Source organism: Janthinobacterium sp. 64 (assembly GCF_002813325.1).
GTDB lineage: Bacteria > Pseudomonadota > Gammaproteobacteria > Burkholderiales > Burkholderiaceae_D > Janthinobacterium.
In genome coordinates this window covers 1,019,270-1,045,650 of sequence record NZ_PHUG01000001.1, presented here as the reverse complement: position 1 = coordinate 1,045,650, position 26,381 = coordinate 1,019,270, and the positions used below count along the sequence as shown (strand labels likewise).

At 61.7% G+C, this 26,381-nt stretch carries 31 protein-coding genes; 11 read left to right on the top strand and 20 right to left on the bottom strand.

From position 1 onward, the window contains the following. Nucleotides 1–61: 61 nt before the first annotated feature. From CLU91_RS04610 to CLU91_RS04590, 5 genes are all read right to left on the bottom strand, one after another. Nucleotides 62–2,926, bottom strand: a complete 2,865-nt coding sequence (locus CLU91_RS04610; protein ID WP_232730626.1) for a M16 family metallopeptidase — start codon at nucleotides 2,924–2,926, stop codon at nucleotides 62–64. A gap of 88 nt (nucleotides 2,927–3,014) precedes the next feature. After that, entirely contained in the window at nucleotides 3,015–3,362 is a 348-nt protein-coding gene (locus CLU91_RS04605; RefSeq protein ID WP_157814593.1) for a type II toxin-antitoxin system RelE/ParE family toxin, read from the bottom strand. Continuing rightward, the gene (locus CLU91_RS04600) at nucleotides 3,349–3,636 is read right to left on the bottom strand and encodes a type II toxin-antitoxin system Phd/YefM family antitoxin (RefSeq protein ID WP_100873192.1); all 288 of its coding nucleotides are present in this window, start codon (nucleotides 3,634–3,636) and stop codon (nucleotides 3,349–3,351) included. Before CLU91_RS04600 ends, CLU91_RS04605 begins: the two co-directional genes overlap by 14 nt. Nucleotides 3,637–3,743: 107 nt before the next feature. Next, the gene (locus CLU91_RS04595) at nucleotides 3,744–4,742 is read right to left on the bottom strand and encodes a sensor domain-containing diguanylate cyclase (RefSeq protein WP_232730625.1); all 999 of its coding nucleotides are present in this window, start codon (nucleotides 4,740–4,742) and stop codon (nucleotides 3,744–3,746) included. Between the two features lie 95 nt (nucleotides 4,743–4,837). Then, nucleotides 4,838–5,746, bottom strand: coding sequence for a sensor histidine kinase (locus CLU91_RS04590; protein ID WP_100873191.1), 909 nt, complete (start codon nucleotides 5,744–5,746; stop codon nucleotides 4,838–4,840). A 289-nt stretch (nucleotides 5,747–6,035) separates the two neighbouring features. Here CLU91_RS04590 and queE point away from each other — a divergent pair, with 289 nt between their 5' ends. From queE to CLU91_RS04550, 8 genes are all read left to right on the top strand, one after another. Continuing rightward, on the top strand, nucleotides 6,036–6,671 hold the full coding sequence (gene queE / locus CLU91_RS04585) for a 7-carboxy-7-deazaguanine synthase (protein ID WP_100876576.1): 636 nt from the start codon (nucleotides 6,036–6,038) through the stop codon (nucleotides 6,669–6,671). A gap of 9 nt (nucleotides 6,672–6,680) precedes the next feature. After that, nucleotides 6,681–7,127 carry a 6-carboxytetrahydropterin synthase QueD gene (gene queD, locus CLU91_RS04580; RefSeq protein WP_035819191.1) on the top strand — a complete coding sequence of 149 codons (447 nt, stop codon included), beginning with the start codon at nucleotides 6,681–6,683 and terminating at the stop codon, nucleotides 7,125–7,127. Beyond that, nucleotides 7,120–7,632 carry a tRNA adenosine(34) deaminase TadA gene (tadA, locus tag CLU91_RS04575; RefSeq protein WP_100873190.1) on the top strand — a complete coding sequence of 171 codons (513 nt, stop codon included), beginning with the start codon at nucleotides 7,120–7,122 and terminating at the stop codon, nucleotides 7,630–7,632. The genes queD and tadA overlap by 8 nt, the downstream gene beginning before the upstream one ends. A 210-nt stretch (nucleotides 7,633–7,842) precedes the next feature. Next, entirely contained in the window at nucleotides 7,843–10,200 is a 2,358-nt protein-coding gene (locus tag CLU91_RS04570; protein WP_100873189.1) for a TonB-dependent hemoglobin/transferrin/lactoferrin family receptor, read from the top strand. Nucleotides 10,201–10,262: 62 nt separating this feature from the next. Beyond that, nucleotides 10,263–11,417, top strand: a complete 1,155-nt coding sequence (locus CLU91_RS04565) for a hemin-degrading factor (protein ID WP_100873188.1) — start codon at nucleotides 10,263–10,265, stop codon at nucleotides 11,415–11,417. A 152-nt stretch (nucleotides 11,418–11,569) separates the two neighbouring features. Beyond that, the gene (locus CLU91_RS04560) at nucleotides 11,570–12,487 is read left to right on the top strand and encodes an alpha/beta fold hydrolase (protein ID WP_100873187.1); all 918 of its coding nucleotides are present in this window, start codon (nucleotides 11,570–11,572) and stop codon (nucleotides 12,485–12,487) included. A 43-nt stretch (nucleotides 12,488–12,530) separates the two neighbouring features. Then, nucleotides 12,531–13,448, top strand: a complete 918-nt coding sequence (gene ldcA, locus CLU91_RS04555; protein ID WP_100873186.1) for a muramoyltetrapeptide carboxypeptidase — start codon at nucleotides 12,531–12,533, stop codon at nucleotides 13,446–13,448. A gap of 5 nt (nucleotides 13,449–13,453) precedes the next feature. After that, the gene (locus CLU91_RS04550) at nucleotides 13,454–14,632 is read left to right on the top strand and encodes a DUF418 domain-containing protein (RefSeq protein ID WP_232730624.1); all 1,179 of its coding nucleotides are present in this window, start codon (nucleotides 13,454–13,456) and stop codon (nucleotides 14,630–14,632) included. Here CLU91_RS04550 and CLU91_RS04545 read toward each other — a convergent pair. Beyond that, a complete protein-coding gene (locus tag CLU91_RS04545; protein WP_100873184.1) occupies nucleotides 14,629–15,345 on the bottom strand; it encodes an SOS response-associated peptidase in 717 nt (238 codons plus the stop codon). The two genes, CLU91_RS04550 and CLU91_RS04545, sit on opposite strands and share 4 nt — an antisense overlap. A 145-nt stretch (nucleotides 15,346–15,490) precedes the next feature. Between CLU91_RS04545 and CLU91_RS04540 the strand changes: the two genes are divergently transcribed. After that, nucleotides 15,491–15,712 carry a hypothetical protein gene (locus CLU91_RS04540; protein ID WP_100873183.1) on the top strand — a complete coding sequence of 74 codons (222 nt, stop codon included), beginning with the start codon at nucleotides 15,491–15,493 and terminating at the stop codon, nucleotides 15,710–15,712. 7 nt (nucleotides 15,713–15,719) lie between these two features. Here the strand turns inward: CLU91_RS04540 and CLU91_RS04535 are convergent, their stop codons facing one another. The 11 genes from CLU91_RS04535 to CLU91_RS04485 form a co-directional block, all read right to left on the bottom strand. Next, nucleotides 15,720–15,965: a hypothetical protein gene (locus CLU91_RS04535; RefSeq protein ID WP_100873182.1), complete on the bottom strand. Its 246-nt coding sequence runs from the start codon at nucleotides 15,963–15,965 to the stop codon at nucleotides 15,720–15,722. 73 nt (nucleotides 15,966–16,038) lie between these two features. Continuing rightward, nucleotides 16,039–16,344 carry a hypothetical protein gene (locus CLU91_RS04530; RefSeq protein ID WP_100873181.1) on the bottom strand — a complete coding sequence of 102 codons (306 nt, stop codon included), beginning with the start codon at nucleotides 16,342–16,344 and terminating at the stop codon, nucleotides 16,039–16,041. A 236-nt stretch (nucleotides 16,345–16,580) separates the two neighbouring features. Beyond that, nucleotides 16,581–16,787, bottom strand: coding sequence for a hypothetical protein (locus CLU91_RS04525; RefSeq protein ID WP_096235588.1), 207 nt, complete (start codon nucleotides 16,785–16,787; stop codon nucleotides 16,581–16,583). A gap of 106 nt (nucleotides 16,788–16,893) precedes the next feature. Next, nucleotides 16,894–17,463 (bottom strand): manganese efflux pump MntP, encoded by a 570-nt coding sequence (gene mntP / locus CLU91_RS04520; protein WP_100873180.1) that lies wholly within the window; start codon nucleotides 17,461–17,463, stop codon nucleotides 16,894–16,896. A gap of 58 nt (nucleotides 17,464–17,521) precedes the next feature. Further along, nucleotides 17,522–18,376, bottom strand: a complete 855-nt coding sequence (locus CLU91_RS04515) for an undecaprenyl-diphosphate phosphatase (RefSeq protein WP_100873179.1) — start codon at nucleotides 18,374–18,376, stop codon at nucleotides 17,522–17,524. A gap of 94 nt (nucleotides 18,377–18,470) precedes the next feature. After that, nucleotides 18,471–19,331, bottom strand: coding sequence for an alpha/beta hydrolase (locus tag CLU91_RS04510; RefSeq protein WP_100873178.1), 861 nt, complete (start codon nucleotides 19,329–19,331; stop codon nucleotides 18,471–18,473). 85 nt (nucleotides 19,332–19,416) lie between these two features. Then, a complete protein-coding gene (locus CLU91_RS04505) occupies nucleotides 19,417–20,058 on the bottom strand; it encodes a hypothetical protein (RefSeq protein ID WP_100873177.1) in 642 nt (213 codons plus the stop codon). Nucleotides 20,059–20,142: 84 nt separating this feature from the next. Beyond that, on the bottom strand, nucleotides 20,143–20,469 hold the full coding sequence (locus CLU91_RS04500; protein ID WP_100873176.1) for a hypothetical protein: 327 nt from the start codon (nucleotides 20,467–20,469) through the stop codon (nucleotides 20,143–20,145). Between the two features lie 25 nt (nucleotides 20,470–20,494). Continuing rightward, a complete protein-coding gene (locus CLU91_RS04495; protein WP_157814592.1) occupies nucleotides 20,495–21,172 on the bottom strand; it encodes a hypothetical protein in 678 nt (225 codons plus the stop codon). 97 nt (nucleotides 21,173–21,269) lie between these two features. Continuing rightward, complete coding sequence (locus tag CLU91_RS04490; protein WP_100873174.1) at nucleotides 21,270–22,940, bottom strand: DUF6138 family protein; 1,671 nt, start codon at nucleotides 22,938–22,940, stop codon at nucleotides 21,270–21,272. An 82-nt stretch (nucleotides 22,941–23,022) separates the two neighbouring features. Beyond that, the gene (locus tag CLU91_RS04485) at nucleotides 23,023–23,214 is read right to left on the bottom strand and encodes a hypothetical protein (RefSeq protein ID WP_100873173.1); all 192 of its coding nucleotides are present in this window, start codon (nucleotides 23,212–23,214) and stop codon (nucleotides 23,023–23,025) included. Nucleotides 23,215–23,474: 260 nt separating this feature from the next. On the opposite strand from CLU91_RS04485, the gene CLU91_RS04480 reads away from it, so the two are divergent. Both CLU91_RS04480 and CLU91_RS04470 read left to right on the top strand, forming a co-directional pair. Beyond that, the gene (locus tag CLU91_RS04480) at nucleotides 23,475–23,732 is read left to right on the top strand and encodes a DUF1488 family protein (protein WP_100873172.1); all 258 of its coding nucleotides are present in this window, start codon (nucleotides 23,475–23,477) and stop codon (nucleotides 23,730–23,732) included. Nucleotides 23,733–24,031: 299 nt separating this feature from the next. Further along, complete coding sequence (locus CLU91_RS04470) at nucleotides 24,032–24,724, top strand: DUF3334 family protein (RefSeq protein WP_099763664.1); 693 nt, start codon at nucleotides 24,032–24,034, stop codon at nucleotides 24,722–24,724. 65 nt (nucleotides 24,725–24,789) lie between these two features. Here CLU91_RS04470 and CLU91_RS04465 read toward each other — a convergent pair whose 3' ends face one another. From CLU91_RS04465 to CLU91_RS04460, 3 genes are all read right to left on the bottom strand, one after another. Continuing rightward, on the bottom strand, nucleotides 24,790–25,092 hold the full coding sequence (locus CLU91_RS04465) for a GNAT family N-acetyltransferase (protein ID WP_198521243.1): 303 nt from the start codon (nucleotides 25,090–25,092) through the stop codon (nucleotides 24,790–24,792). A 124-nt stretch (nucleotides 25,093–25,216) separates the two neighbouring features. Then, on the bottom strand, nucleotides 25,217–25,459 hold the full coding sequence (locus tag CLU91_RS27760) for a hypothetical protein (RefSeq protein ID WP_157814591.1): 243 nt from the start codon (nucleotides 25,457–25,459) through the stop codon (nucleotides 25,217–25,219). A gap of 86 nt (nucleotides 25,460–25,545) precedes the next feature. Further along, nucleotides 25,546–26,118 carry a sigma-70 family RNA polymerase sigma factor gene (locus CLU91_RS04460; protein ID WP_157814590.1) on the bottom strand — a complete coding sequence of 191 codons (573 nt, stop codon included), beginning with the start codon at nucleotides 26,116–26,118 and terminating at the stop codon, nucleotides 25,546–25,548. Nucleotides 26,119–26,381: the final 263 nt, after the last annotated feature.

The window sequence follows — 26,381 nt, the reverse complement described above, 5'->3', positions numbered from 1 at the left end:
TCATCCTCGGAGGCAGGCCCATCCGACGGCCTGCATCGGATGGGCCTGATACAGCGCCGGCTTACCTGGCGAACGCCTGCGCCGCCGGCGTGACGGTGACAGCTTCCGGCTTGATGCCCAGCTTCATCGCGCCGATGACCTTGTCTTCATCGAGCAGGGATTGGGGCTTGTTGCCGTCGTACTTGATGGGAGAAAACGCGTCGCTGACGAGCTTTTCCTTCAGGCCGGCCGCATCCTTGGCGACGATCACCACGGACAGGTTCTTCGCCGACAGATGCTGTTTGATGGCGCGGTTGACGTCTTGTACCGTCAGTTTCGACAAGCCATCACGCATCAGCTTGGTAAATTCCGGCGTGCCATACCATTGCGAATCGAGTGCATAACCGAGTTGCTGGTCCTGCGTCGACGTCATGACGAAGACGTTCTTCATCAGGTAGTCGCGCGTGGTGGCGAAGTCGTCCTGCGTCAGGCCGTTGTCGATCAGCTTGCTCAATTCCGTCAGGGCCACGCGCAGGGCGAAGTGGGCGTTGTCCGGCGCCACGGGGCGGATCCAGATTTCGAACAGCTGCGCCTTGCGGCCCAGGTTCGGGTTCGGGAAGAATTGATACATGCCGCGCGGGAAGGCTTCAATGTACGCATAATCTCCATAGTTCATGCCGCGAATTTCACGGATGCGCTGGTACAGGTAGGAATTCGAGGCGCGGTGCTCGCCCAGCCACGTTTTCGCCAGCCACAGGGCGGGGAAGTCCGGGTGCGTGCGCGTCACTTCCAATGGCAGGCCGAAGGAAATGGCCGTGGCGCGCGTGTTCTTCTCGATGATTTCCACTTCCAGGCCGTTCGCCTTGCGGCCCGCGGGTTTCACGGTGGCCGCCAAGCCGGGGCCGGCCGGCAGTTTGCCCAGCGCCTGCGTCAGCGAGGCCGTCATGGCGTCGGACACGTCGCCGGAAATGCCCACCTTGACGGCGCCTTGCGCATACGCGCTCTTCCAGAACTGTTTCACGTCGTCCAGCGTAATGGCGTCGATGCCGGCCACCGTGCCCAGCACCGGGTGGCCGTACGGCGTGCCCGCATACACATTCGTTTGCAGCCGTTCCTTGGCGAATTCTTCTTCGTTATTGTCCTTCAGGTCCAGCAGCAGCGCGTTCTTTTGCGCATCCTTCAGGCGGCGGAAGTCGTCTTCGCGAAAACCGGGCGAGAGCAGCAGCGGCAGGGCGATGGCGTTGAACTGCGTCCAGTTATCCCGGTGGATGGAGCCCGTAAACGTTGTCATTTCCTTGTCCGTCTGCTGGCTGAAACTGCCGGCCAGCGGGAACAGGGCCTGGTTGACTTCGTCGATCTTGCGCTCGGACGAGCCGCCGGACGCCACCATGGCGGCCGTCAGCGCGGCCAGGCCTTCTTTGCCTTTGGGGTCTTGCGCGGAACCGGCCGCGAACAGCAGCTTGTAGCGGATCTGCGGCAGCGCGGACTTTTGCACCAGCACGTCAAATTTCGCGTTCGAGGCGGCCGGCAGCAGGCTGGCCAGCTTAGGCGTGGTGGCGATGGCGGCGGCCATCGGCTGATTTGACAGGGTGGTCACCACCAGGCCGTCGTCCGTCAGGTATTTGCGCGCGGCGGCCTGCAGGTCGGCCGGCGTGAGCGTGTCGATCAGGCGGTAGTACTGGTTGATGGTGGCGTAGGAACGGTCGAAATGCACGAAGGAAGCCAGGGTGCCGGCGATCTGCTCCGTGTTGTCGAGCGAGCGGATCAAACCGTATTTTTCGGCCGACTTGGCGTCCGCCAGGTCTTTTTCGCTCACTGGCGTATCGCGCAACTGGGCCACGGTGGCGAGGATGGCGTCGCGCACGTAGACGGCGTCGTCGATGTTTTTTACGCGTGCGCCCAGCACGGCCAGGGTCGGGTCGACCCGGTCCGGCGTCATCTCGAACAACTGGTCGACCTTTTGCTCATTTTGCACCAGGCGTTTATACAGCGGCGAGGTGCGGCCGAACGACAGCGACAGCAACGTTGCCAGCGCCGCCTGGTCCTTGTCCTTCACGGAAAACGCGGGCGCGTGGAAGCCCACGGCCACCCACGGCAGGGTCGGCGTGGGCCAGGCCACGTGCTTGTAGACGGGGCCGCGCGGCGCGGGTTCCACGGGCACGGCCGCCTGCTGCTTGCCACGCTGCCAGGCGCTCCAGTATTTTTCCACCAGCGCGATGGCTTGCTGCGGTTCCACGTCGCCGGCGATGATGATGGTGGTGCGCTCGGGACGGTACCAGCGATCGAAGAAGATCTTCGAGTACGCGTACTGGTTCGGCATGTCTTCGATGTCCTGGATAAAACCCATCGTCGTGTGCTTGTAGGTATGCGTCGTGTAGGCGCTGTCGCGCATGACTTCGAACAGTTTTGAGACGGGATTGGCGCTGTTCTTGTTGTATTCGCCCAGCACGGCCCGCGATTCCGTCTTGAACGCGTCTTCCGCGTAGTCGAGGTGCTGGAAGCGGTCCGCTTCCACCTTCAGCACGGTTTCCAGGTCTTGCTTGGCAAACGTCGTGTGGTAATTGGTCAGGTCGTCGCTGGTATAGGCGTTCTGGCGCGCGCCGGCGCGGGTGATGACTTCCTGGTATTTTTCAGGCGGATACGCCTTGGTGCCGCGGAACATCATGTGTTCAAAAAAATGCGCGAAACCGGACTTGCCCGGCTCGACTTCATTGCGCGAACCCGTCTGCACGGGAATCTGCAGCGAGACCAGGTTCGGGAAACCGGTCGGCACGATGATGATCTTTAATCCATTGGCCAGGGTCTTTTCCGTGGCCTTGAACGGCAGCAGATCGGCCTTGCTGGCAGGGGTGCTGTGGGCGGTGGCCGGTTTGACGGGCGCGGCGCCCAGGTTCGACGCGGCCATGGCCGACAGGGCCAGGGCAAAAGCGGGTAATAAGGCGGGCATGATTCTTGACACGGGGGCTCCTTCTTTTTTGGATGTTATGAAAGTGCAACACCGCAGCATAGAAGATTCGTGCCGCCCTGCATAGGGGCTAAGAGTCGGGCCGCAGGATGCGCTTGGTGAGGTGGCTGAGAAAATCGCGCCGGACGGGCAGGAACATGCGGATGTACACGATGCCGTGCGCGCGGTCGTGGTGGTAGATCACACGGATCTCTTCGCACAGGCGTTGCCGCACATCCATGCCCACTTCACGGGCGGCCTCGACGTGCGTGCCGCTGTCGGGAAAGGTTTTCAGGTCAGCCAATAATTGCCGGAAAGCGCAGAGGAATTGCGCGTAGGCGGCGGCCGTATGGCGCGCCTTGAAGTCGCTGCGCAGCTCATTGAAATCGGCTTGCGCGCTGTTCAGCACGACGATGCGCGCCATCTCAAGCTTGGTCAAGGCTGGACAGGAAGTCTTCTTCGGACACCACGTCGCCGCGCGCGATGTCCTGGTTGCCCATGGCGATCAATTTCATGAACGCATGCTGTTCCTGCATCTGCTGCGCTTGCCGCTTGCCTTCCTGGTAGGCGTGCATCGACAGCACGACCATCTTCGCTTCGCCATTTTGCGTGATGATGATGGGCTCATCCTGGCCCGCGTCAAAGCTGTTGACGATTTCCGTCGTATTGGCCTTGAGATAGGAGATCGGCTTGATGCGTTCCTTGAGGTTCATGGCGGCTCCGAATGAGATAAACTGCGACAGGACCAAATATACACCAAATTTGGTCGTGTTATTTGGTCGTGTTATTTGATCGTGTTACTTGGACGCGAATTTGTTGCTTACGTCAGCGTCGTTTCCGGCAAGCTGATGCGGTTGCGGCCCAGGTGCTTGGCGCGGTACAGGGCGCAGTCGGCCGTGTGTATCAATTGTCCCGGTTGTGTGCCGGGGCCGGGCAGGGCCGTGGCGGCGCCGATGCTGACGGTGACGCAGGCGCACGCACTGGCAGCATCGGCGCGCTTGCGCGGCAGTTGTAGCCGCTCCACGCGCTGGCGGATGCGTTCGGCCACGATGGCCGCGCCCTTGAGCGACTGGTTCGGCAGGATCACGGCAAACTCTTCGCCGCCGTAGCGGGCCACCAGGTCGTTGGTGCGCATTTCGCTGGCCACGGCGCCGGCCACCTTGCGCAGGCACAGGTCGCCGCCCTGGTGGCCGTGGCTGTCGTTGTATTCCTTGAAATTGTCGACATCGACCATCAGCAGCGACAATGGCTGGCCTTGCCGCTGGGCGCGCTGCCATTCGGCCAGGATGGTGTCGTCGAAGCAGCGCCGGTTGGCCAGTCCCGTCAAGCCGTCGCGCGTGGCCAGGCGTTCCAGTTCTACGTGCGCGCGCTTTTCGTCCGTCATGTCGCGCAGCGTTTCGACCACGGCGATCAGGTCGTCGCCATTGCCGTAGATGGGGCTGGCATCGACGGCCAGGTAGCGGCGCCGCCCCGTGCGCGGCATGTCGCACCAGTTTTCCGCACACAGATTGCTGCCCGTGCTGCTGCGGTATTGCTGCTGGGCATGCAGCGCGCGCATGTCGCCGCCGCGTCCGGCCAGCAGCAGGTCGGCCAGAGTGGGGCGCTCGTCGTTGTAAAAGCAGCGGCCCGGCTCGCATGTGCCCAGCACTTCGGCCGCCGGCACCCCCGTCAGCTGCTCGCAGGCGCGGTTCCAGATCATCACCCGCCCATGCGCGTCGAGGACAAAGGTGGGCACCACCAGCAATTCCATCATCTTGACGGCGAAACCCTGGGCTTCGCCATACGGCGATGCGCTGGCATGTGCGTGACTATCCGGCATGAATGCATCCTTCCTGGGCGTGAATGGGGGGGAGGCTGGCTCCTTGGCCATGATGCAGCGTGGAGTAGCGATGGTGTTGATATTGGGCAATATTTTCAGCGATGGAGCATCGCTTCATCGTGGCGGCAGTCTGGCAGGGGCAGCGACAGGTGCAAGGTGGTGCCCGCGCCGCTGTGGCTGGCGATGTGCAGGCTGCCGCCGGCGGCGGCCACGCGCTCATGCATGCCGGACAGGCCGCAACCGAGGCGCGGCGGCGAACCGGTCAGTCCGACGCCGTCGTCGCTGATGCGGCAGGCGAGGGTGTCGCCCGTTTGTTGCAGGCACAGCTGGACATGCGTGGCGTGCGCATGGCGGGCGATATTGGCCAGCGCTTCCTGCAGCGCGTGGTACAGCAGGGCGCCGTGCGCGCTGCCGGCGGCGGCGTCGAGCCGGTAATCGCAGCTGCAATCGATGCCCGTGCTGCGCTGAAAGTCCGCCAGCAAGCCGTCGCACGCCGCTTGCAGGCCGGCATCGAGGGCGGGTGGACGCAGGTCGTGGATGACGCGGCGCAGCGCTGCGATGCTTTGGTCGACATTGCGCACCATCACGGCCAGTTGCCGCGCCAGCTGGGGCGTCGCGCCATGCGCGCTGGCCTGCAGCATGGACAGGTCGATTTTCAGGGTCAGCAAATGCTGGCCCAGGTCGTCGTGGATATCGCGCCCGATGCGCAGGCGTTCCTGTTCGCGCGCCTTGCGCTGTCCGCTGGCCAGGCGCGTCTGCTCGGCGTCGGCGCGCAGCTGTTCCAGCGCCCGCTGGCGCAGCGCCAGGCGGCGCTGGCGCCACAGCAACAGCGCCAGCGCCAGCGCAATGAGCAGCATGGCGCAGACCATCAGCAGAGGGGCGGGGAGGCTGACTTGCGGCATCGTCCCGGCCGCGTATCCGGCGTGCAAGGCGGCGAGGGCGCTGCCTGCCAGACAGGCCAGAATGCTCAGGCGGTACGGCAGGCGTATCCAGCGTTGCAGCATGTCCTTGCTCCCTAAATGTTTTCCAACGGGCAATGTTCTTACAGAAAATATATTAACTATGGGTTATTTATATTGTCTAAACGCAAAAGCTACGCAGTTATGCCTGCCGCTGTGGCTTTCTTGCCCGTTGACACCGCGGCGCCAGATGGCGGCCACGGCATTTGCACGGGAAGTGTCGCGGCGGCATATAATAGAGGGTTGTCAATCGGCTTTTGCGGTGACGGCGCAGCGCGCCGGACGCGATGCGCTCGCCTTGCGCGATGACGCCAGCCAGCTCTTAGGAAATACAGTGACTTATAGCATCAAAGAGATTTTTTACACCCTGCAGGGCGAAGGCGCGCACGCGGGCCGTCCGGCCGTGTTTTGCCGCTTTTCCGGCTGCAACCTGTGGACGGGCCGCGAAAGCGACCGCGCCACGGCCGTGTGCCAGTTCTGCGACACGGATTTCGTCGGCACGGACGGCGAACTGGGCGGCAAGTTCAGGACGCCCGAGGAACTGGCCGCGCTGATCGACAGCCTGTGGCCTGCCAGCTATGCACCGAGCAAATACGTGGTGTTTACGGGCGGCGAGCCGCTGCTGCAATTGGACACGGCCCTGATAGCCGCCATGCATGCGGTGGGCTTTACCATCGCCATCGAAACCAACGGCACCTTGCCTGTGCCGCCCGGCGTGGACTGGATCTGCGTCAGCCCGAAGATGGGGTCGACACTGGTCGTACACAAAGGCAATGAAATCAAGGTGGTCATTCCCCAGTTCCAGCAAGACCTGGCCGCCTACGAAGGACTCGATTTCGAGAACTTCTTCGTGCAGGCGATGGACGGTCCCCTGGCCGCGCACAACATGCAGCTGGCCATCGAGACGTGCAAAAGCAACCCGAAGTGGAAGCTGAGCCTGCAAACCCATAAACTCCTGCAAATACCTTAATAAAATAACATGCTGACTATTACACGCAAGCTCGAATTCGACGCGGGCCACCGCATTCCCGACCACAAAAGCCAGTGCCGCAACCTGCACGGCCACCGCTACACGGTGGAAATCACCCTGGTCGGCAAGGTCATCGAAGCGGAAGGCAATTCCGACAATGGCATGATCATGGACTTTTCCGATGTGAAAACCCTGGCCAAGCAGCATCTGGTCGACGTCTGGGACCACGCCTTCCTCGTCTACGAAAAAGACACGGCCGTGCGCGACTTCCTGGCCAGCCTGCCCGACCATAAAACCGTCGTCATCGACCGCATTCCGACCGTGGAAAACCTGGCGCGCATCGCCTTCGAGATCCTGAAAGCGGCATTTACCGACCATTTCGGCACCGGCTTGCACCTGCATAAGCTGGTGCTGCATGAAACGCCGAATTGCTGGGCAGAAGTGACCGATGACTGAAACGCACGCTGGCGCGCAGGACGCGCGCTACATGCAGCTGGCCCTGGAGCAGGCCCGGCACGCGTGGGACCTGGGTGAAGTGCCCGTCGGCGCCGTCGTCGTCAAGGATGGTGTAGTCATCGCCGTCGGCTACAACCAGCCCATCGGCCGCCACGACCCCACGGCGCACGCGGAAGTGATGGCCTTGCGCGCGGCCGCTGAAAAGCTGGGCAACTACCGCTTGCCGGGCTGCGAACTGTACGTGACCCTGGAACCGTGTGTGATGTGCTCGGGCGCCATGCTGCATGCGCGCCTGGCGCGCGTGGTGTATGGCGCGGGCGACCCGAAGACGGGCGCCTGCGGTTCCGTGCTGAACCTGTTCGAGCAGCCGGCGCTGAATCACCAGACGGCGATCATCGGGGGCGTGCTGGCCGATGAGTGCGGCGCCTTCCTCAAGCGTTTCTTTGTCGAGCGCCGTCGCGCGCAGTCGGAAGCGCGCAAGCTGGCCCATCCGCCGGCCTGTTAGTCAGGTCTTGCCAGCCGTGCCAGCCCTCCCGGCTGGCATTTTTTATAATTGTTGCGAAATAACATCTGTATAGACTACTTTGTCATTCTCAAATGAGAATGATTCGTGTTACAGTATTGTTTTCGCCAGCAAACTTTCCTTATGCATCGTTAACACTTTCGTTATCGATCCGGGTTCAAGAGCCAGCCTCCACTCTTAAACCGGATCATCATGACTACAGTGCTTCTGCAGCGCTCCGCTGCGCCCGTCGTATCTCCCGTTCCTGCCCGCCGCCACAACCTGGTGCTGCGCGCCGCCTTGCTGGGCCTGTTCGCCGCGCCGCTGCTGCCGGTTTGCGCGCAAAATGCCGCCATCAACGCGGGCACGGCCGCGCAGGAGCCGGCCAAGCTGCCTGTCTTCCCGGAAATCGTCGTCAATGCCAAGCAGGACTATGAGCGCCGCGCCGGCACCAGGACGGTCGTCACGGCGGATGACCTGGAGCGCCGCAATGTCACGGACATGGGCGGCATCGTGCGCTACCTGCCTTTGATTACCGCGCCAGCGGCGGCCTCGGGCAGCGGCAGCGTGTGGGATGGTTCGGGCAATACCGGTTACAACATCCGCGGCCTGGAAGGCAACCGGGTCAGCCTGGAGCTCGACGGCATTTCCCTGCCGGATGCGGCACCCAAGCCTGACGGCAACACCCTGAACGCCTTCGCCACGGGCCGTGATTATTTTGACCCGGAAACCTTCCGCGAAGTGCGCATCGATTCGGGCACGACGGCCGCCAGCGGCGCCAATCCCGGCCTGGGCGGCGGCGTGGCCTTCATCACCAAGTCGCCCGAAGATTACCTGGGCGAGGGGCGGGATCATTATGTCGCCTATAAATACGGCCGCGCCACGGCCGACCGCAGCAATGCGCACACGCTGACGGGCGCCGCCAGGGTCGGCACCAATCTGCAAGGCCTGGCCGTGTACGTGCACCGCGATGGCGAACAGACGGACAGCCGCGGCACCACGCCGCCCAACCCCGATGACTGGCATTCGAATGCCTTGCTGTCCAAGCTGGTGTGGACCCTGCCTGGCGAACAAAAGCTCGATTTGACGGTCGACATGTTCGAGCGCAAGAACAAGCGCGATCTGCGCAGCAAAGTCAGCACGTATTATCCGACCGGCGTGCAGCAGGATTCCAGCACCAAACGCACGCGCGTGAGCCTGGGCCACGACGTGGTACTGAAGGATTTCGCCCTGTTCGATCGCCTGACGTCGAAAGTGTATCTGCAGAATGCGAACACCGATGACAAGACGCAAGGCCGCTACACCTTTGGCAGCCCGGCGCAGCGTTCCATTGAAACGAGCTTCAAGAATGACAGCATCGGCGTCACGTCCGAAGCGTTCAAGCAGCTCAACGCCGACAACGCGCTGTTGTACGGCGTCCAGCTGGAACAGCTGAAAACCCGGCGTCCGTGGCGCGAAGACCGTCGCATCATCGCCACGGGCCAGCATCAGATCACCAGCAAGAACCGCATGGCCGACATGGATACGGGCAAGCTGGCCGTGTATGTGCGCGATGACCTCAGCTTTGATCTTGCTGGCAAGAAAGCCGTGCTGACGCCGGGCTTGCGTGCCGACTACCGCAAGGACGCGCCGAAAAACCTGCAAGGCTATGCCATCGGCGTGCCGGGCGCATCCAAAGAGGTGCGCAAGCAGAGCGACACGTATTTCACGCCCAGCCTGAGCCTGTCCGTGGAAGTCTTGCCACAAATGAATGCCTACGCCACCGTGACGCGCGGCACGCGCCTGCCGACGGCGGCCGAACGCACGGGCACCTATGATTCCATCAGCTATACGGGCACGGGCAGGGGTTATGCCGTGCTGGGCAATGCGAATTTGCGCAAGGAAACCAGCCAGGCCTATGAACTGGGCTTGAAGGGTGACGTCGTCAAGGGCTTGAGCATGCACGCCTCCGTCTACCAGACGGAATACAAAAACATGATCGAGTATGTGATGCAGGAAGATGACCCGGTCAACTATCCCACCATCACCCAGGGCCTGTTCCGTCCGGAAAACATCGGCAATGCCCGTACCTGGGGCGCCGAGCTGACCCTGCGCGCGGAACTGGGCGCCTGGGCGCCGGCCATGCAGGGCTACCACGTCGACCTGGCGACCGGTGTGGCCAAGGGCCGCTCCTTCAATACCCTGATGGGCGACAGCGGCGGCCTGGCCTCGGTGGCGCCGGCCAAGTCGGCCCTGACCTTTGGCTACGACCATGTGGGCGAACTGTTCGGCCTGGCCCTGACGGCCGTGCATGCGGGCGACAAACAGGCACCGAATGACTTGCTGATGGGCACGACCGCGCCCCGCTTCACCGTGCCGTCGTACACCATCTTTGACTTGTCGACCTACTGGAACGTGCACAAGAACGCGAAGATCGTCGTCGGCGTGTACAACTTGACGGACCGCAAGTACTGGGATTACGCCGCCGCGCGCAGCCTGTCCGCCGGCACCACGGCCGCCAATCGCGCCGAGATCGAACGCTATGCCAAGCCGGGCCGCAACGTCGCCGCCAGCCTCAGCGTCAATTTCTAAATTTTTACCGGGGAGGGGTGCTTGCCCCTCTTTTTTTCCATGTTTGATTGAATGGTCTCTCTATGAAGTTATCCAAACTCGTTCTATCCCTGCTAGGCAGCCTGCTGATTGCAAACGCAAGCGCGGCCCCAGCCACCCTGGCGGAACGCTGGTCCACGTTGCGCACCGATCAGCCGAAATTGCAGATCCGCGACGCGGCGCGCGCGCTGGGTGTGTCCGAAGCGCAATTGCTGGCAACCAACATCGGCAAGGGCGTCACGCGCCTGCAGGCCGACGGCAACCAGCCACGCGAAATCATGCGCGCCGCGCTGGACCTGGGCGTGGTGCAGGCGATCACGCGCAATGAAAACGGCGTCATCGAAACGACGGGCGTGGCCAGCAAGTTCAAGCAGGCGGGCGACAAGTCCGAGCAGGCCGACGCCAAGGACCCGGAAACGCAAGCGCGCCAGCGCAATATCGCCGGTGGCTACCTGGGCGGCCAGATCGACCTGCGTTTCCACTTTGAAAACTGGAAATATGCATTTGCCGTGGAGCAAGCGGGCCGCGATGGCAAGCCCACGCGCAGTCTGCAATTTTTTGATGCCAACGGCACGGCCGTGCACAAGATTTATGTGCGCAACGAGCCGGGCGTGGCCGTCTACGATAAATTGGTGGCGACCTTCCGCCTGCCGCAGCAAAGCGCGGAATTGAACGTGCTGGCCGTGGCACCGAAAGCGGCGGAAAAGCCGGATGCCGAGATCGACGTCAAGGAATTCCAGCTGGCCTGGAAAGACATGACGGACGTGCACCAGTTCGCGCAAATCATGCGCGAATTCCACCTGACGCGTGAACAGGCCTTGCGCCTGGCGCCGGCCGGCGTGGTCGAGCGCGTGACGCCGCAAGCGCTGCGCACCCTGCTGGAAAACGCGGCGAAGGACAAGGTCGCCATCATGGTATTCCTGGGTAACGAAGGTCTGACGCAGATCTACAGCGGCAAGATCGAAAAAACCATGGCCGCCGGCGGTTTCTTCAACGTGCTGGACCCGGACTTCAACCTGCACATCCGCGACACGGCCCTGCGCAGCGGCTGGGTCGTCAAGCGCGGTGGCGTCACTTCCGTCGAGTTCTTCGACAACGACGGCACGCAAGTGGTCTCCTTCTTCGGCGTGCGCGAGCGCGGCAAGCCGCAGCCGCAAAGCTGGGTGGACCTGGCCGATTCCTTGCCTAAGGCCAAGTAAGTAGCGGCACCGTTGCCGCCCGGCGTACCGGCGCGGCAACAATTGAGTTCGACTTTCGCATGAGTCGTGATGGCAAGATCACAATAGTGGTATGCTGAGTCCAAGGCCGCAGCGATCGTGCCTGCGTGCTGGTTCCTGTACGAGAGGCAATCATGGCAACCATCATGGCGAACGGCCTCAACATAGCTTATGAAAGCCACGGCAACCCCAACGATCCGTGCGTGCTGCTGGTCATGGGCCTGGGCATGCAACTGATCGCCTGGCCGGCGGACTTCGTCGAAGGCATCGTCGAGCAAGGTTTTCGGGTTGTGCGTTTCGACAACCGCGACAGCGGCCTGTCGAGCAAGATGGCGCAGGCGGGCAAACCATATCTGCCGCTGGCCTACGTGAAAAACCTCATCGGCTGGCCCCTGAAAACTTCCTATACCCTCAATGACATGGCGGACGATGCGCTGGACTTGCTGGCGGCCCTGCGTATTACTCAGGCGCACGTGATCGGCGTGTCGATGGGCGGCATGATCGCGCAAGTGATGGCGGCGCGCGCGCCGCGGCGGGTGCTCAGCCTGACGTCCATCATGTCGAGCAGCGGCCGGCGCGGCTTGCCCGGCCCCACGCGGGCGGCGCGCAATGCGCTATTGCAACGTCCGAAACGCAACGCCAGCCGCGCCGAACTGATGGCGCACATGGCGGCCACCGTGCGCGTCATCGGCAGCCCCGCCTATCCCGTGTCGGAAAAGCTGCTGTACCAGCGCATCGAGGCGGCGCTGCAGCGCGGCAGTTGCCCGGAAGGCGTGGCGCGGCAAATGGTGGCGATTGCCGCCTCGGGCGAGCGCACGGCCTTGTTGCCAAGCATCAGCTGTCCGGCGCTGGTGATCCATGGCGCGGACGACCCCTTGATCCCCGTCGCCTGCGGCATCGATACGGCGGCGCTGATTCCAGGCGCCCGGCTGGAAGTGATCGAAGGCATGGGACACGACATGCCGCCCCAGCTGATCGAGCGCCTGCTCGCCTTGATCGATGTGCATCTGCAAGGTAAGATGGCGCCCCAGATGCGCTCCCAGCCAGCTTAAAAAGCTACTTGGCGCGCCGACCACTTTTGAAGGCACGGGCATTTTGAAGACACCTGAGATTGGCATCGCCATCGTGGCGCCGGGCGGTTGTGCGCCCGACGAAGCTGCCGTGGCGCGCGGCATCGCCCGCTTGCAGGCGCAAGGCGCCACCGTCCACAATTACTACGACCCCGAACACACCTTCCAGCGCTTCGGCGGCACGGATGCGGGCCGTTTGGCGCAGCTGAACGCGGCCGCCGCCGACCCGGACGTGCAAGTGGTGCTCGCCTTGCGCGGCAGCTACGGCATCAGCCGCATCCTGCCCGACATCGATTTTCAGGCCATGGCCGATAGTCGTAAATTGTTTGTCGGCTACAGCGACTTCACGGCCTTCCACATGGGCTTGCTGGCGAAAACGGGCCGCGCCAGCTTTGCCGGCCCCATGCTCTGCGACGATTTTACGCGCGATGAAACGGAACAGTTTACGCTCGACCAGCTGTGGTCCTGCCTGGCCGGTCCCACGCATGTAGTCACTGGCACGGCGGAGGACAATCCGCAGGTCGAGGCAGTGGGTACCTTGTGGGGCGGCAACCTGGCCATGCTCGTGCATCTGCTCGGTACGCCATATTTCCCCCAGGTCGATGGCGGCATTTTGTTTCTGGAAGACGTCAACGAGCACCCGTACCGCGTCGAGCGGATGTTGCTGCAATTGCTGCACGCGGGCGTGCTCCAGCGCCAGAACGCGATCGTGCTCGGTGATTTTTCCGCCTATAAATTGAGTCCCATGGACAGGGGCTACGATTTCGATGCCATGCTGGCCTATGTGCGCCAGCGCTCTCCCGTGCCCGTGCTGACGGGGCTGGAATTCGGCCACATCCGCCGCCGTGTCACCTTGCCGTTCGGCGGCCAGGCGCGCCTGCAATCGGATGCGTCCGGCTTCAGCCTGCAGATCACCGATTACCCGACCCTGGCGCGGCCCTGAACACCGTGGTCGCCAAGCCCGGCAGATTGCTGCAGCTCGACGTGCTGCGCGGCATCGCCGTGTTTGGCATTTTGCTGGTCAATATCTGGGGCTTTGCCTGGGGCACGATTTCCTTGCGCTACGGCACCTTGCCGGCGCAGCCGCCCGTGCTGGACCAGCTTGTCATTTTTTTGGTCGCGGCGCTGGCGCAATTCAAGTTCTATCCCATCTTTGCGTTTCTGTTTGGCGCCGGCTTTGCCCTGCAGACACGTTCCCTGCAGCGCCAACTGGGCAGCTGGGAGCAGGCGCAAGCGGCCTACCGGCGCCGCCTGCGCTGGCTGCTGGTGTTCGGCCTGCTGCACGGTTTCCTCATCTGGAGCGGCGACGTGCTGACTTCATACGCCGTTGCCGGCATGCTGATCCTGCCGCTGGCATCCGCCAGGCTCAGCCGCATACGCAACCGCGCCTGGCTGGTCGCCGCCGGTTTTCTGTTATTCATGTGCCTGTTGATTCCCGTGGGCCAGCAGGGCGGTGCGCCGGACATCGCGCGCGACCTGCAAGGCTTTGCGGAGCGTTACGCCACCTACACGCAAGGCGGCGCATGGGCCGTGGCCAGGCTGCGCGCCAACGATTTCCTCGTCTCCTTGCTGTACGCCACCGTCATGCTGCCGCACGTCATCGTGCTGTTCTTGCTGGGCATCTTGTCCGTGCGTTGTGGCTGGCTGACGCAGCCGCAGCGCCACCGGCGCCTGTGGCGCCGCGTTTGCGCCGTGGGACTGGGCCTGGGCTTGCCATTCAATCTGCTGGCGGCGGGCGCCATCGCGTGGCAGGTCGCTGATCCCTATCAAACCGTGTTCGATACGGCCCTGTTCGAAGTGGCCCTGTTCGCCGGCGGCCCCGTGCTGGCGGCCGGCTACGTGGCGGCATTGATGCTGGCTGGCCCGTTCATGTTGCGCTGGCTGGGGGCATGGCTGGCGCCCGTGGGACGCATGGCGCTGAGCAATTACCTGCTGCAATCGGTGATCGGCACCTGGTTGCTGCAGGGGCCGGGCCTGGGCTGGGGCGCCAGTTTGCGTCCGGCCGAGATGCTGGGCCTGGTGCTAGTGATCATGGCGGGGCAGGTGCTGCTCAGCCGCTACTGGCTGCGCCATTTTCGGCAAGGGCCCATGGAGGCGCTGTGGCGCCGCCTGGCGCGCCTGCCTTAGTCCGTTCCCCAGTCAAACGCGCTTTGCGCAGCAGGCGTTGAGCGTGTCCTGGCCTTGGTGGACGGCACCAGCGGATTGTCGACGGCATGCCATTCGAACAGTTCCACGTCGAGCATGCAGCTGCGCGCCAGGTGCAGCGCTTGCTCGGGGGGGAGCTCGGGGGCCAGCCAGCGGTGCGCGTCTTCCAGGCTGACGGCCACGGGGCGGCGGTCGTGGATGTCGACCATGCCACCGAGGCTGTCGGCCGTCACCAGCACGAAACCCGCTTCCTCGCGGCTGACTTTCCAGGGCCCGAAATGGGCCAGCGCCAGCAGGAACAGGGGCGCGCGGTCGCGGCGGTGGATGTGCCACGGCTGCTTCGCGCCTTTTTCTCCCGTCCATTCATACCAGCCATGCACGCAGACGATGCCGCGCCCCGCGCGCAGCAAGGGCTTCCAGTAGGCGCCAGCGAGTTTTTCCAGACGGGCATTGATGGCGATGGGGATTTTTTTCTTGCCGGGGGCGGGCACGGCCTGTGCAGCCCAGGCGGGCCGGTAGCCCCAGAACACGTCGTCGACCCGGCGCACGCCATCCTCGATATGCAGCACGGGGCGGTAGGTGCCGGGCGAGACGTTTAGGTGCGGCTCGGCCTCGCTGTCGAACACCGCGTCGGTCCAGCCGAAAGACGACGCCAGCACGCGCGCCGTGTCATTTTGATCGAATCGTCCACACATGGCGAAATCATACCCGATCGCCCGGCCACGCGCGGGCAGCCGCGTGCGCGCTACCTGTGTGTGATCAAACGTACAGACCGCCAGCGGCGCGTGGCGCACAGTAGGGACCAGTCAGCTTATTGACGTTTCTTGCACTGGAGGAAATATGTCTTTTGAAAATCCCACCATCCACAAAGGTTTTACCATCAGCGCCACGGCCAGCCAGCGCCGCGACGGCCGCTGGGTCGGCTCGTATGTCAGCCAGAACCAGGCGCGCGGCGCGTATGCGGATACCTGCGACTATGACGATTGCAGCAATGAAAAAGAGGCGCAGCAATTGGCCTTGTCGATCGGCTGGCGCCTGGCCGATGGCGTGCCGGCACGCTGAAATCGCCTTAGCGCTTGCCCCACAGGGCCATCACCAGGCCGGCAAGCGGCAGCAGCAGGGCGGCGCCCAGGCGTACGGAGGTCAGCGATGCGGTTTCCACGCCCAGTACGTAAGGCAAGGCCAGCAGTAACAGGGGGGCGGGCACGGCAATCGCGAAGAAAAACAGATACCACGAGTAGCCCTTTTTCTTGGCCAGCAAGGCGATCAGCGCGCAGCCGACGAGGAAGACCAGCGGTAAATTTACAAATTCCATGGTGTTGAGTTTTTATCCGGGAAAGCGCGTCATTATACGCGCCGCCCCGGACGACCGGATGGGCTTGCCTGCGTCAGTTGCCGACGAAATCCGGAGGCTGCGGCGCCTGTTTTCCAGCAAGTTGAGCATCGGCTGGCAACAAGGCCTTGATGGCGCCGTTATAGATGAGTTCCTGCGCATACGCCGATGCTTCTATCAGGGCTGCATGCACGGACTTGAAACTGCTCGGCGTTTCGATCAGTACGGGCTTGGCATACACCTGCTGGGTATCGCCGCGCTTGCTGAGTAAAATCATGCCCCGGTAGCGCCCATCCTTCTCCAGCGCTCCCGCCACATGAAATTCATAACCCCTGATCTGGTGCTTTTGTTGCTGATCCATGTCCCTCACCTCCAATCCCATTGTCACGGCATTGGGCCATCAATTCGATAGGAATAGTGGGCCATTTGATTTTGATCAAGACCGCCAATTCTAGCCAAGGTTCAGCTAACGTCTCGACGGCTGCCGCAAGCGTAGCGAGCGGAGGGGATGTGCGGCTAAGAAGCGCAACCGTACATAAGTACGGTGAGCATCGCAGGCCGCAAAGCCCCCCGCGCAGTAGCTTGCGGCAGCCGTCATCACCCCGCGCGAATGGCGCGGATTTGCTGGGCGGTTTCTTCGATCTCCCGATACGCTTCCTGGACATAGCCATTGATCGGGTGCCCGTCCATCCACTCGAAATAGGCGCGTTCGTCGTGCTTGATGGCAAAAGGGACATGGTGGTCGCGTATCGATACGGCCGTTTCGCGCACCAGCGCGGCAAAAAGCAGCTCCAGAGTTTCCATGATGGTCACCTTGCGAGACAGGAATGCAGAGCAATGACTGTAGCACAAAGCGCGCCGCCGGCCACGCCGGCACCTGTGGCGTGCGCGCCCGTTGCTCGGCCCTTCGTCAGGCCGGATGGCCGATATGCTCGTACAAGATCACGCAACCGATGATGATCAGCACCAGGCCGCCCACCAGTTCGGCGCGCCGGCCCGCCACCGTGCCCAGCACGCGGCCCAGCATCACGCCCAGGGTCACCATGACGAAGGTGGAAAAGCCGATGGCGGCGGCCGTGACGACGATGTTGGCGCCCAGCAAGGCCAGGCCAGCGCCCACCACCATGGCGTCGATGCTGGTGGCCAGGCCTGTGACGGTCAGCACCCAGAACGAGTGCGACTGGGCAGGCGCTTCGTCCTCGTCGGCGTCGGACAGGGCATTGCGTATCATCAGCAAGCCGATGATGCCCAGCAGGCTGAAGGCGATCCAGTGGTCCCATGCTTCCACGTAGGGCGCGGCCACGCTGCCCAAGGCCCAGCCGATGAGTGGCGTGATGGCTTCGATGACGCCAAAGATCAGGCCCGTGCGCAGCGCCTCGCGCCATTGCGGCTTGTGCAGGGCGGCGCCCTTGCCCACGGCGGCCGCGAAGGCATCGGTGGACATGGCAAGGGAGAGGGCGGCGGTGGCGGCGAAATTCATCGTTGGCTTTCTGTAAAACCTGGCTGGGATGTGTGTATAAACTGGAAACCCGGCGATTTTACCCTACGTACAGCACCACCATGGAAGCGGCCAGGCAATACGCGCCAAAGAAATGCCAGCGACCCTGTTCCAGCCAGCGCGACAGCCAGCGCAGCGCCAGCAATCCGGCCAGGAACGAGAGCAGCATGCCCAGCAGGCTGGGACCGAGCAGGTGCAGCAGGCTGTTGCCGTGTTCCAGATGGTCCAGGCTGCCATTTGCCACGGCCTGGTAAAAGCGCCAGCCTTCCTTGGCCAGCACGGCCGGCGTCAGCACGACGGCCAGGGCAAAGCTGAATTCTTCCGCGCGGCGTTGCGGCACGCCCATGGCGATGCCTGCCGAAATGGTGGCGCCCGAGCGGGAAAAACCCCGGAAGGGCAGGCACAGGCCTTGCACGGCGCCGATCAGCATGGCCTTGCCGATGGACAAGGTGCCGTGCTGGCGCGCTTGCAGGCGTGACGAGACGATGATCAGCACGCCAGCGGCGGCCAGCGCGGCAGCCATCAGCTTGGCGTTGCCGAACAGGTGCTCGATTTCAAAGCCGGGCGCATCCTTGCTCATGACGTGCGTAATCGCTTTCAGCAAGCCGAAGCCGACGATGCCCGTCAGCGCCGTGGCGGCCGCGAGCAGCAGCACATTGCTGCGGAAGGCGGTGCTCGAACTGAAATACGTGGCGCGCCAGGATGCCCAGAAATACGCGATGACGGCGAACATGGTACCGGTGTGCAGCATCACCAGCAGCATGGTCAGCTCGGGCGAGGTCGGATCCAGTCCCATCCATTTTTCCGCCATGATGACGTGGGCGGAGCTGGACACGGGCAGCAGTTCGGCGAAGCCCTGGACGAGGGAAAGAATCAATAGTTGCAAAAAGCTCATGGGGACGGGACTCGGGCGGGGAAAGATGGGCCGCCGATTTTACCTGCCAGTGGCGGCCGGCACGCCCCGCGCCAGATTACAGTTTGTCCATGTTTTATTGGCTGACCGGCAACTGCGGCTTGAACACGGTGCGGAACGCTTTCAAGGCGGCCGGATGGTAGATGGTGCCGTGGGTTTCTTCCGGCATCTTTTCCAGATGCCATTGCAAGCCTGGCGGCGCCTGTTTCTCCAGCACCTGGGCCAGGCGCTGCACTTCGACGGCGATGCCCGCTTCGCTGCTGGACGCCAGGTACAGGCTGCGCTTGCCCGGCTTGCCCTTGGCCAGCAGGGCTGCCGCCTGGCGCGGCAGGGCGCCGTGGTTCCACCACAGGCTGGGGTCAAAGGCCAGGTAATGGTCGAACAGCTGCGGTTCCAGCAGATACGTTTCCACCACGAACAGGCCCGCCAGCGATTCGCCAACGATGGCCGTTTCGCCCGTCGTGCGGTAGCGGCGCCGGACCTCCGGCATCAGTTCATCGCGGATGAAGGCCCGGTAGGCTGGCGAGCCGCCCACCACGGGGGCGATCTTGCGGTCTTCCGCGCTCTGCGTCGGGCCCGTCAAGTCGCGCCGGCGCTGCGTGTTTTGCATGCCGATCAGCATGAAGGGGCGCATCGTGCCATTTGCTACCGACACTTGCAGCAAGCCGGCCACGTGCAAAAAGTCTTCCGCCACGCCCCCGTCCGGCATGTACAGCACGGGCAGCGGCGCATCGGGCGGCGTATCCCAGGCGCGCGCCTGGTAGACATTGATGTGGCGCTGTTCCTGCAGCGCCTGCGAATCGATGCTGAAACTTTCACCGATGACGAGCGGGGTGGCCGCGCTGGCGGCAGCGGCCGGCGCGGCGGTAGCGCAGTGGAAGGGGATCGACAGCAGCAGGGCGGCGGTGAGGTGCAGTGCAAGGCAAGAGCGGCGCATGTTTTCCCGAGATAAGTAGTGGATAGATGGCATGTACGCGTATGGACATGCCATCGGGCAATTCTAACTTATCCTTGATGCAGCCTTACTTGATCGTCAAGAGTTCCCGTTCAAGCACGACGCCCGCCTTGTCGAGCGTATAGGCGACCAGCAGCGCGCCATCGTCGGCGCAGGCGTGGCAGCTCTTCATGGGCGTGGAAAACAGCAGGCGCTGGCCGCCATCATCGGTGGCCGTGCTGCCGACGAAATCGGCGGGCGCAAACGGAACCGAGTCTGGATGGGCGGCGGCAAACGCGCGCCAGGCCGCTGTAGCGCGGTCTTCCTCGCGCACGGCGTCTTCGTCGACGTCGATGGCGGCGCCATCGCTGCCGATCAGCAAGCTGCCTTCATTCGTGTTGGCGCGAAACGGATAGGTGACGGTGGCCAGGGCCGCCTTGCCCAGCGGGCGCCAGGCGGAGATGAAACCCGCCTTGTTCGCCTTGACCAGCATTTTGGCTGCGGCGATGGCTTGCGGGTGCGCATGGTAGCGCTGCATGGAGCGCAGCAGGCAGACGTCGGGCGCAGTGTGGGATTGTTCGCTGCGGCAAGCCGACAGCGAACGTTCCTGCCACACGGCGCGCGCATCGATGGGGCCTGTCTCCAGGGCATGGGCCGCCTGCATGGCGGTGATGCCGGAGACAGCAAGGATGGCGCATCCGGCTACGTGGCGGAAAAAGCGTGTGGGCATGGGGAGTCCTTTGAGTGCGGGAAACAAGGTATCGTCACCGATTATAGAAGCAGGGCCGTGCCCGCCCGCGCACCGCAGACCCGTTCAGCGCCGCTTTGCCGCCGCCTGGCGCAGGGCCTTCGCTTCCTGTTTGTTGGGAATGTGCGGGCGCGTGGCCAGCTCCGCCTTGACGGCGGCGATGGCGGCGCCGAATTGCTGTTCCGCCTGCTCGACGCTGGCGCCCGCATAGTGTTGCTGGTTGGACTGGGCCGCGCGCAGCCGGCGCAGCAGCGCCAGCAATTGCTTGCCGTGCAGGGCAGGCAAGTCTTGCGCCAGCGCTTGCTTGACCACCGCGCCTTCCATATGCTCGGGGTCAAGCAGGCGCAGCAAGGCCAGGCCTGCGGGCTGTGGTACCGGAGTCAATTTGTTCATCGAGCCATTCTAAACGACACCAGAATTACAGGTAGTCCCAGATTTCATCGAACGTTTCGCGCGCGAAATCGTTGCGCCACGCTTCCGAATTCTTTTCGCGGCTGACGGCAAACACGGCGCGCCAGGTCTGCTTCGGCGAACTGGTATAGGTCGCGGCGATCTTTTCCAGGCCGGCCTTGCATTGCTCGACCTTGCAGCCGCTCTTCGCCAGTTGCTGGGCCGCAGGCGCCCATGCCACGGGTACCTTGACGAGCTGGCATTCGAAGCTGACGGCAGCCGTCTGCATGCCGTTTTCCTCGGTGGCCGGATCCGCCTTGGTGGCTTGGCAGGCGGCGCCATTCTTGGCGGCGATGACGTTCGCGGCCAACTGTTCGGCGGCCGGCGTCAGGGCTGCGCGCATGGGGGCCGGGAACAGGTCGGCGATCAGCTTGCCGGTTGCCGTTGGAAACTTGGCGTCCGCTTCCTTCAAGCCGCTGTACGACGCGTATTCGGCGCTTTGATGGCCCGCCAGGCGCGTGGGGCGCAGGTAGGCGTTGAGTTTGGCGACGCTGGCTTCATCCTGATTGATGATGGTCCTGATGTACAGATTGGCGACGTCCAGCGGCGCGAGTTCTGCAGCGGTGTCGGCGGCGATGGCGGGCTGCATCAGCGCAGCGGCGAAGGTGGCGGCCAGCAGTCTGGCGGCAGGAAATGGCTTGTGCATGTATTTTCTCCACGATTCAATGTCAGGCGCCAAAAAATTCTTTATGGCAATTTTGGCGCCCGCATTATAAATGGTGAAAGTCATAACGTTGCACACCTTAGGCGTCAGCCTTGCTGGCCGCTGCCAGCAAGGACAGCAGCAGCTCCTTGCGCCGGCCATCCGCCTTGCGCGCCAGGCTGGCCAGTTTTTCCAGCTTGCCCCAGACCGGATACAGCATGTGCTCGACCAGATAGCCTTCCAGCCCTTGCAGTTGCTGGCAGAACAGTTCCAGCTTCGCCACGTCTTCCAGTTCCGCCTGGATTTTCACCTTGGCGTTATCCGTGCAGGCGCGCAGGCATGCGGCCAGCACGGGGGCGGACTCCGTCGTCACGCCATGCTTTTCAGCAAAGGCGGCCGTGAACTGGTCTTGCACGCACTGGTGCTCCTCGTCGACGCTGGCCATGTAGTGCTGTACCAGCGGAAAATAGCGCGCATCGAGCAAACCCAGGCCGAACGTGGCGTAGCTACCGGGCATGCAATTCTTTTCGCCTTCCGTGTCGGCATAGAATTCGAATTCTTCAATGGCCGCGCGCGCATACGCTTCCAGTGGCGGCTGCAGGGACGCATGGGCGAGGGCGTTGGCAAAGAAGCGGTGCGTGTCGGATTTGGCCAGTCCCTTGATCGGCAGATATTGCTTGACCTTGGCCTTGAGCTTGATCTGGTAGCTTTTCGGAAAACCGTTCTGCAGCAAATGCGTGACGAACGCCAGCGCCTGCGCATACGCGTCTGGCTCTTCCCGGATAATCGTGATGCTGATGGTGGCAAACACATCGTTGGCGCGGCATTCCAGCAGTGCGTTTTTCAGGTGGATGTCGGCATCGGGAAAGGTGCCGCTGCCTTCCTGCAGCATGCGCACGGCCCGTTCGCTGCCCAGTTCGTGCGCGATTTCCAGGAATTTCAAGCCCTTGGATTTGGCGTAGCTGGCGTCATGGCGCAAGATCATCACGGCGCCATACAGGAGCAGGTCGATCGGCAGCAGTGTCTGTGCATCGGGCGCCGCGCCCGCTTTCAGCGTGTATTCTGTGGCGCGGTAGGCGGACAGCGCGCGGTCATAAAATTGCGGCAGGAAAACGTTCTCCGCCCATTGCGTGATGGCGCTGATGATGTCGGCGCGGTGCTTGGCCAAGGCGTCCGGCTGGGTCTTGTTCAAGGCCTGGATGCGTTCGTACTGGGCGATGCTCCAGGCCACGTCGAGCTGCGGGAACAGCTGCGGGTCGAGCAGGTGGCGCGCCAGGAAGAACGTTTCCAGCGGCTTCGTCGGATGCTTGCCATGCGTGAGCTTTTGTCCGATGTACGCGTGTATGTTTTCCAGCAAGGCCTGGCGTTTATCCTCGTTGACGTATTCCAGCAACGTCAGGTGCAGCTTGCCCTGCGCCGTCTGGAACTTGCCGCGGCAGGTGAAGCGGTAGTCGATCATCGGCGTGTCCACCAGCGGCGCCAGGCGGGCCTGTACCACGGCCGTCAGTTGTGGCACGACACCCTCGCGCATTTGCGCATCGTCAAGGCGCGCCGCCGTGCTGGGGCGCGCGTCGTCGTCGAAGCCCAGGTCGAGATCGTCGGCGATCGCGCGCCCTGGCTTGTAGTCGAGCATGAAGTCATTGAAAATGCCTGCTTGCAAGGTCGTGCGCTGGACGGATTGCTCCAGGTCCGTGCGCTGCAGCCGCTCATCGAACCAGGCGTGGATGGCCGCCGTCATTTCCTGTGTTACCAGCTCTACAAGAGTACTCATCAGTGTCGTCGTCTTTCCTTGCGCGCGACAGCGCCACCGGCTGCCGTCACGCTCATGTTTCATTTATGTTTAATGTAAGGCACTATTTTAGGTGGCCGGGCCTGGCCGCAACAAGGGCCGCACGGGTGATCAGTTCGATCGCTTCGCCCATGCGCGGCAGATGGGCGCCCGCCGGCAGCAGGATATTCTGGTGGATGAATTCCCGGCTCGGGCCTGGCTCCTTGTGGCGCGGATCGATGTGGCGGAACGAAACGCTGGTAACGATGTTTTGCATCTGGGGCAACTGCCTGGATAAGTAGCTGATGACGATAGCACAGGGAGAGGGCCGATGCGTGGGCACAAGCATGTGTGTACGGTAGCAGACGGAGCTTGACGGGGCATCGCGCTAGGCTGGCTTGTTCCTAATCATTGAGATTGCCGAATACGCCATGATGCATTTTTCGACTGAACTACGGTCCGGCCCCGCCGGCGGCAGTGCGCTGAGGGTGGAAAGCGTGCCTGGCCACGTTCGCCACATGACCGGGGGCGGCGGCCATGCCCTATAACATCCTGCGCGACAGCATCGCCCTCGAACCGGCGGGTGACGCCATCCGCTTCCATTTGTCCGTTTTCGGGGTGGAAAAGACGTGCCGCATCACCGTCACAGCATTGCACAGCCTGGACCAGGGTCAGGGCGGCGATTTGCTGGCCATCTTCGATACGCACCGCCTGCGCATCGGCCAGCGCGCCTTCGCCTGCCTGAGCCGCGATCTGCTGGTCAGCGGCGTGGTCTTGCGCGCACTTGATTTTTAGTTACTATTTCTTGTGCCGGTACCCAGGCTAAATATGGTATTTCCGCACAGATCGTCAAGTAAATGCAGGTATGGCTGGACGGAAATGTTACATCTGGGTATTCTGCGCATGATACTTATTTCTATACAGAAAAAGGTAAGAGGGTGGTTCGGGCTGGCGGCAACGCGGCGCGCGCTGCCACGCAAGGTCAGGCATGCAAAGGTGAAGTCGTCCGCTTGCTGAGCGAAATGGTCGTGTTTCGGCTCGCAACGGGCAGGGAAACAGTGCTGTCATCTTTAAAATAGTAGGAGAGGTTGCTCATGGATGCAGAAAAGGATGTTGTGTACGGTACAGAAGATTTGTTGATGAGTTTGTGCAACTCGGTGGTTCGGGTGCTTAACGTTGCAACGCAAAGCAGGGTCAATTATTCAGGCATGGTGCAGCGCATCACGAAGACCGGCCTGAAGCCGGACATCGGTTGCTTCGTGATGTTCGACGGTGGTTTCACGGGCCTGGTGGTGCTCAATTTTGCCGCCGATACGGCGATGGAAATCTACGAGCGCTACATGTTGCACATGGGTATGCCGAAGTCGGAACTGGCCAATTTCTACACGTCGGATGAAGTGTCGAACATCATGGGCGAGCTGATGAACCAGATCGTGGGCGACTTCACGGGCAAGGTGCGACGCGAACTGCAAACGAATATCACCCAGAGCCAGCCGAAGATGCTGGTGCTCAACAAGCAGGTGATGCTCAGCGTTGACACGCCGCTGGACCGCCCGGAAATGCGCCGCGTCACCTTCTACACGGAAAAGAACAACATTTTCTATCTGGAACTGGCGATCGACCGTACCGAGTTCATCAAGCTGCACGATTTCGATTCGCGCGAAGTCGATGCCGACTCGCTGATGGATACGGAATACGCGAACCGCGAACGCGGCGCCGCCCCGGCGCCGGCAGTGGAACCGGAAGACGACGACAACGCCGACCTGCTCAAGTCGCTGGGCATGTAAATTGCAGCACTACCGTCGGCAGCGGTGCCGTGGCTACTTGGCCGTCGTCACCGCTGCCGACGCTCCTACAGCGTCTTGCGCATGAAAATCCGGCTCGTGCCGTCGGGGCTGCAGGCAATCTCGCCAAAGCGGCACCAGCCACGGCGCTCGTAAAATGCCGGCGCCTGGAAACTGATGGTATATAGCACCGCCGAGCCGCAGCCGCGCCGGCGCCCCTCCGCCTCGAACTGTTCCAGTACCTGGCTGCCCAGGCCAAGTCTGCGCACGGCGACGGGCAAGTAAAACAAATCGAGAAAAAGCAGGCCCAGCGAGGTCCTGCCAATGGCGCCGCCCAGCACCTGCTGGCTGTGCGGGTCGTGCACCACCACGCTCAGCGCCTGCCTGTCGCTGTAGCCCGTGATCTAATGATGAATGACTGTATGAATACACAAAATTCAACGTCGGCGCCTGCCTATCCTGGCCCAGCGTGCGCCAGCCAGATCGCCTACATGTTTATTTCCAGTCGTTTATCATTTTCGGCGGTGTTGGATTCGTTCTGCGCGAAAGGGTGAGGACGCGAAGCGCAGTTTCCAATGGGATACCGTTTTGCCGAAGATATTCCGCCGCAAAGATGGTTCCTAGCATTGCCTGAAAAATGAGCCCCACATCTATCTTTTGCGCCGTGAGCACATCGTTTCTGGCGCATGGCATGGCACATGGATAATGAAAAGCTGCCGTATTTGAAGTGATTGACATGAGATTTGATCCAGATGTTATCCAAAGTTGGAAAAGATTTTTTTATTCGTGACTTGTTGTGTCAATCGCTTGTATATCTTTATTCCTCATCTTCGGCCCTTGCCGACGGCCCTCCAGACGTCCTCTCGCGCTCTGTGAATGCGGCTGCGTACTGTGCCTATCGGGCAGGCCACCTCCCGGGATATTTCCTCGTAACTCAAGCACTCAATTTCACGAAGAAAAAAAACGACTCGCAATGCTTCGGGTAAGGCCATAAAGGCCCGATTAAGCTCGATGTGTAACTGTAATGCTATAAAAATCTCTTCTGGATTGTTTTCAGAATTTATGCTGCCAATCTCTCCGGATGATTCATATGATTCGACCGTGCCATGCAGGCACTCGTCATCTTTATGCCGTTTTTTATATTGAACTTTTGCGCTATTGCTGGCGATGATAAATAACCAGGTAAAGAAGCTTGATTCTCTGCGAAATGACTTTATTTCCTTAAATGCCTTCATGAAAGTAACTTGAACAATATCCTCAATATCGTTTTGGTTATATAGAATTCTGGCAACAACATTTTTGACTCTGAATTTGTATTTGAGATAAAGCATCTCAAATGCAGCGGTTTCTCCGTCGCATGCTCTTTCTATTAATTGAAAGTCACTTTTGTTGGTCACTGCCTGTCCCTCACTTTTGGTATTCGAGTGGCATATAGGTTAGCAGGGCGGCAACACTTATGTATATCTGTGACAATTTTATTGATATAAATCAACGTATCGCCAGTAGGCGTTTCTCCTTAAATCTTCCCTGATATCATGAAGGCCCCCGTTATTTTTTTTGCATTTTAAGTTATTTCCGTGGAAATAATTTCTATTGGAAAATATATGTTTTTTTAAAGATTGAGGTCCGAAGTTCCATAAAAAATTACTATCGCAAGAAG

Excerpts from the sequence above, each read along its gene's own strand:
- queD (WP_035819191.1), top strand. The coding sequence starts at position 6,681 with ATGCTGACTATTACACGCAAGCTCGAATTCGACGCGGGCCACCGCATT.
- CLU91_RS04470 (WP_099763664.1), top strand. The coding sequence starts at position 24,032 with ATGGATGCAGAAAAGGATGTTGTGTACGGTACAGAAGATTTGTTGATG.
- tadA (WP_100873190.1), top strand. The coding sequence starts at position 7,120 with ATGACTGAAACGCACGCTGGCGCGCAGGACGCGCGCTACATGCAGCTG.
- CLU91_RS04490 (WP_100873174.1), bottom strand. The coding sequence starts at position 22,940 with ATGAGTACTCTTGTAGAGCTGGTAACACAGGAAATGACGGCGGCCATC.
- CLU91_RS04535 (WP_100873182.1), bottom strand. The coding sequence starts at position 15,965 with ATGGAATTTGTAAATTTACCGCTGGTCTTCCTCGTCGGCTGCGCGCTG.
- CLU91_RS04570 (WP_100873189.1), top strand. The coding sequence starts at position 7,843 with ATGACTACAGTGCTTCTGCAGCGCTCCGCTGCGCCCGTCGTATCTCCC.
- CLU91_RS04590 (WP_100873191.1), bottom strand. The coding sequence starts at position 5,746 with ATGCTGCAACGCTGGATACGCCTGCCGTACCGCCTGAGCATTCTGGCC.
- CLU91_RS27760 (WP_157814591.1), bottom strand. The coding sequence starts at position 25,459 with ATGTCAATCACTTCAAATACGGCAGCTTTTCATTATCCATGTGCCATG.
- CLU91_RS04610 (WP_232730626.1), bottom strand. The coding sequence starts at position 2,926 with ATGCCCGCCTTATTACCCGCTTTTGCCCTGGCCCTGTCGGCCATGGCC.
- CLU91_RS04530 (WP_100873181.1), bottom strand. The coding sequence starts at position 16,344 with ATGGATCAGCAACAAAAGCACCAGATCAGGGGTTATGAATTTCATGTG.
- CLU91_RS04485 (WP_100873173.1), bottom strand. The coding sequence starts at position 23,214 with ATGCAAAACATCGTTACCAGCGTTTCGTTCCGCCACATCGATCCGCGC.
- CLU91_RS04495 (WP_157814592.1), bottom strand. The coding sequence starts at position 21,172 with ATGCACAAGCCATTTCCTGCCGCCAGACTGCTGGCCGCCACCTTCGCC.
- CLU91_RS04505 (WP_100873177.1), bottom strand. The coding sequence starts at position 20,058 with ATGCCCACACGCTTTTTCCGCCACGTAGCCGGATGCGCCATCCTTGCT.
- CLU91_RS04565 (WP_100873188.1), top strand. The coding sequence starts at position 10,263 with ATGAAGTTATCCAAACTCGTTCTATCCCTGCTAGGCAGCCTGCTGATT.
- CLU91_RS04480 (WP_100873172.1), top strand. The coding sequence starts at position 23,475 with ATGCCCTATAACATCCTGCGCGACAGCATCGCCCTCGAACCGGCGGGT.
- CLU91_RS04500 (WP_100873176.1), bottom strand. The coding sequence starts at position 20,469 with ATGAACAAATTGACTCCGGTACCACAGCCCGCAGGCCTGGCCTTGCTG.
- CLU91_RS04600 (WP_100873192.1), bottom strand. The coding sequence starts at position 3,636 with ATGAACCTCAAGGAACGCATCAAGCCGATCTCCTATCTCAAGGCCAAT.
- CLU91_RS04545 (WP_100873184.1), bottom strand. The coding sequence starts at position 15,345 with ATGTGTGGACGATTCGATCAAAATGACACGGCGCGCGTGCTGGCGTCG.
- CLU91_RS04560 (WP_100873187.1), top strand. The coding sequence starts at position 11,570 with ATGGCAACCATCATGGCGAACGGCCTCAACATAGCTTATGAAAGCCAC.
- CLU91_RS04595 (WP_232730625.1), bottom strand. The coding sequence starts at position 4,742 with ATGCCGGATAGTCACGCACATGCCAGCGCATCGCCGTATGGCGAAGCC.
- mntP (WP_100873180.1), bottom strand. The coding sequence starts at position 17,463 with ATGAATTTCGCCGCCACCGCCGCCCTCTCCCTTGCCATGTCCACCGAT.
- CLU91_RS04510 (WP_100873178.1), bottom strand. The coding sequence starts at position 19,331 with ATGCGCCGCTCTTGCCTTGCACTGCACCTCACCGCCGCCCTGCTGCTG.
- CLU91_RS04525 (WP_096235588.1), bottom strand. The coding sequence starts at position 16,787 with ATGGAAACTCTGGAGCTGCTTTTTGCCGCGCTGGTGCGCGAAACGGCC.
- CLU91_RS04515 (WP_100873179.1), bottom strand. The coding sequence starts at position 18,376 with ATGAGCTTTTTGCAACTATTGATTCTTTCCCTCGTCCAGGGCTTCGCC.
- CLU91_RS04540 (WP_100873183.1), top strand. The coding sequence starts at position 15,491 with ATGTCTTTTGAAAATCCCACCATCCACAAAGGTTTTACCATCAGCGCC.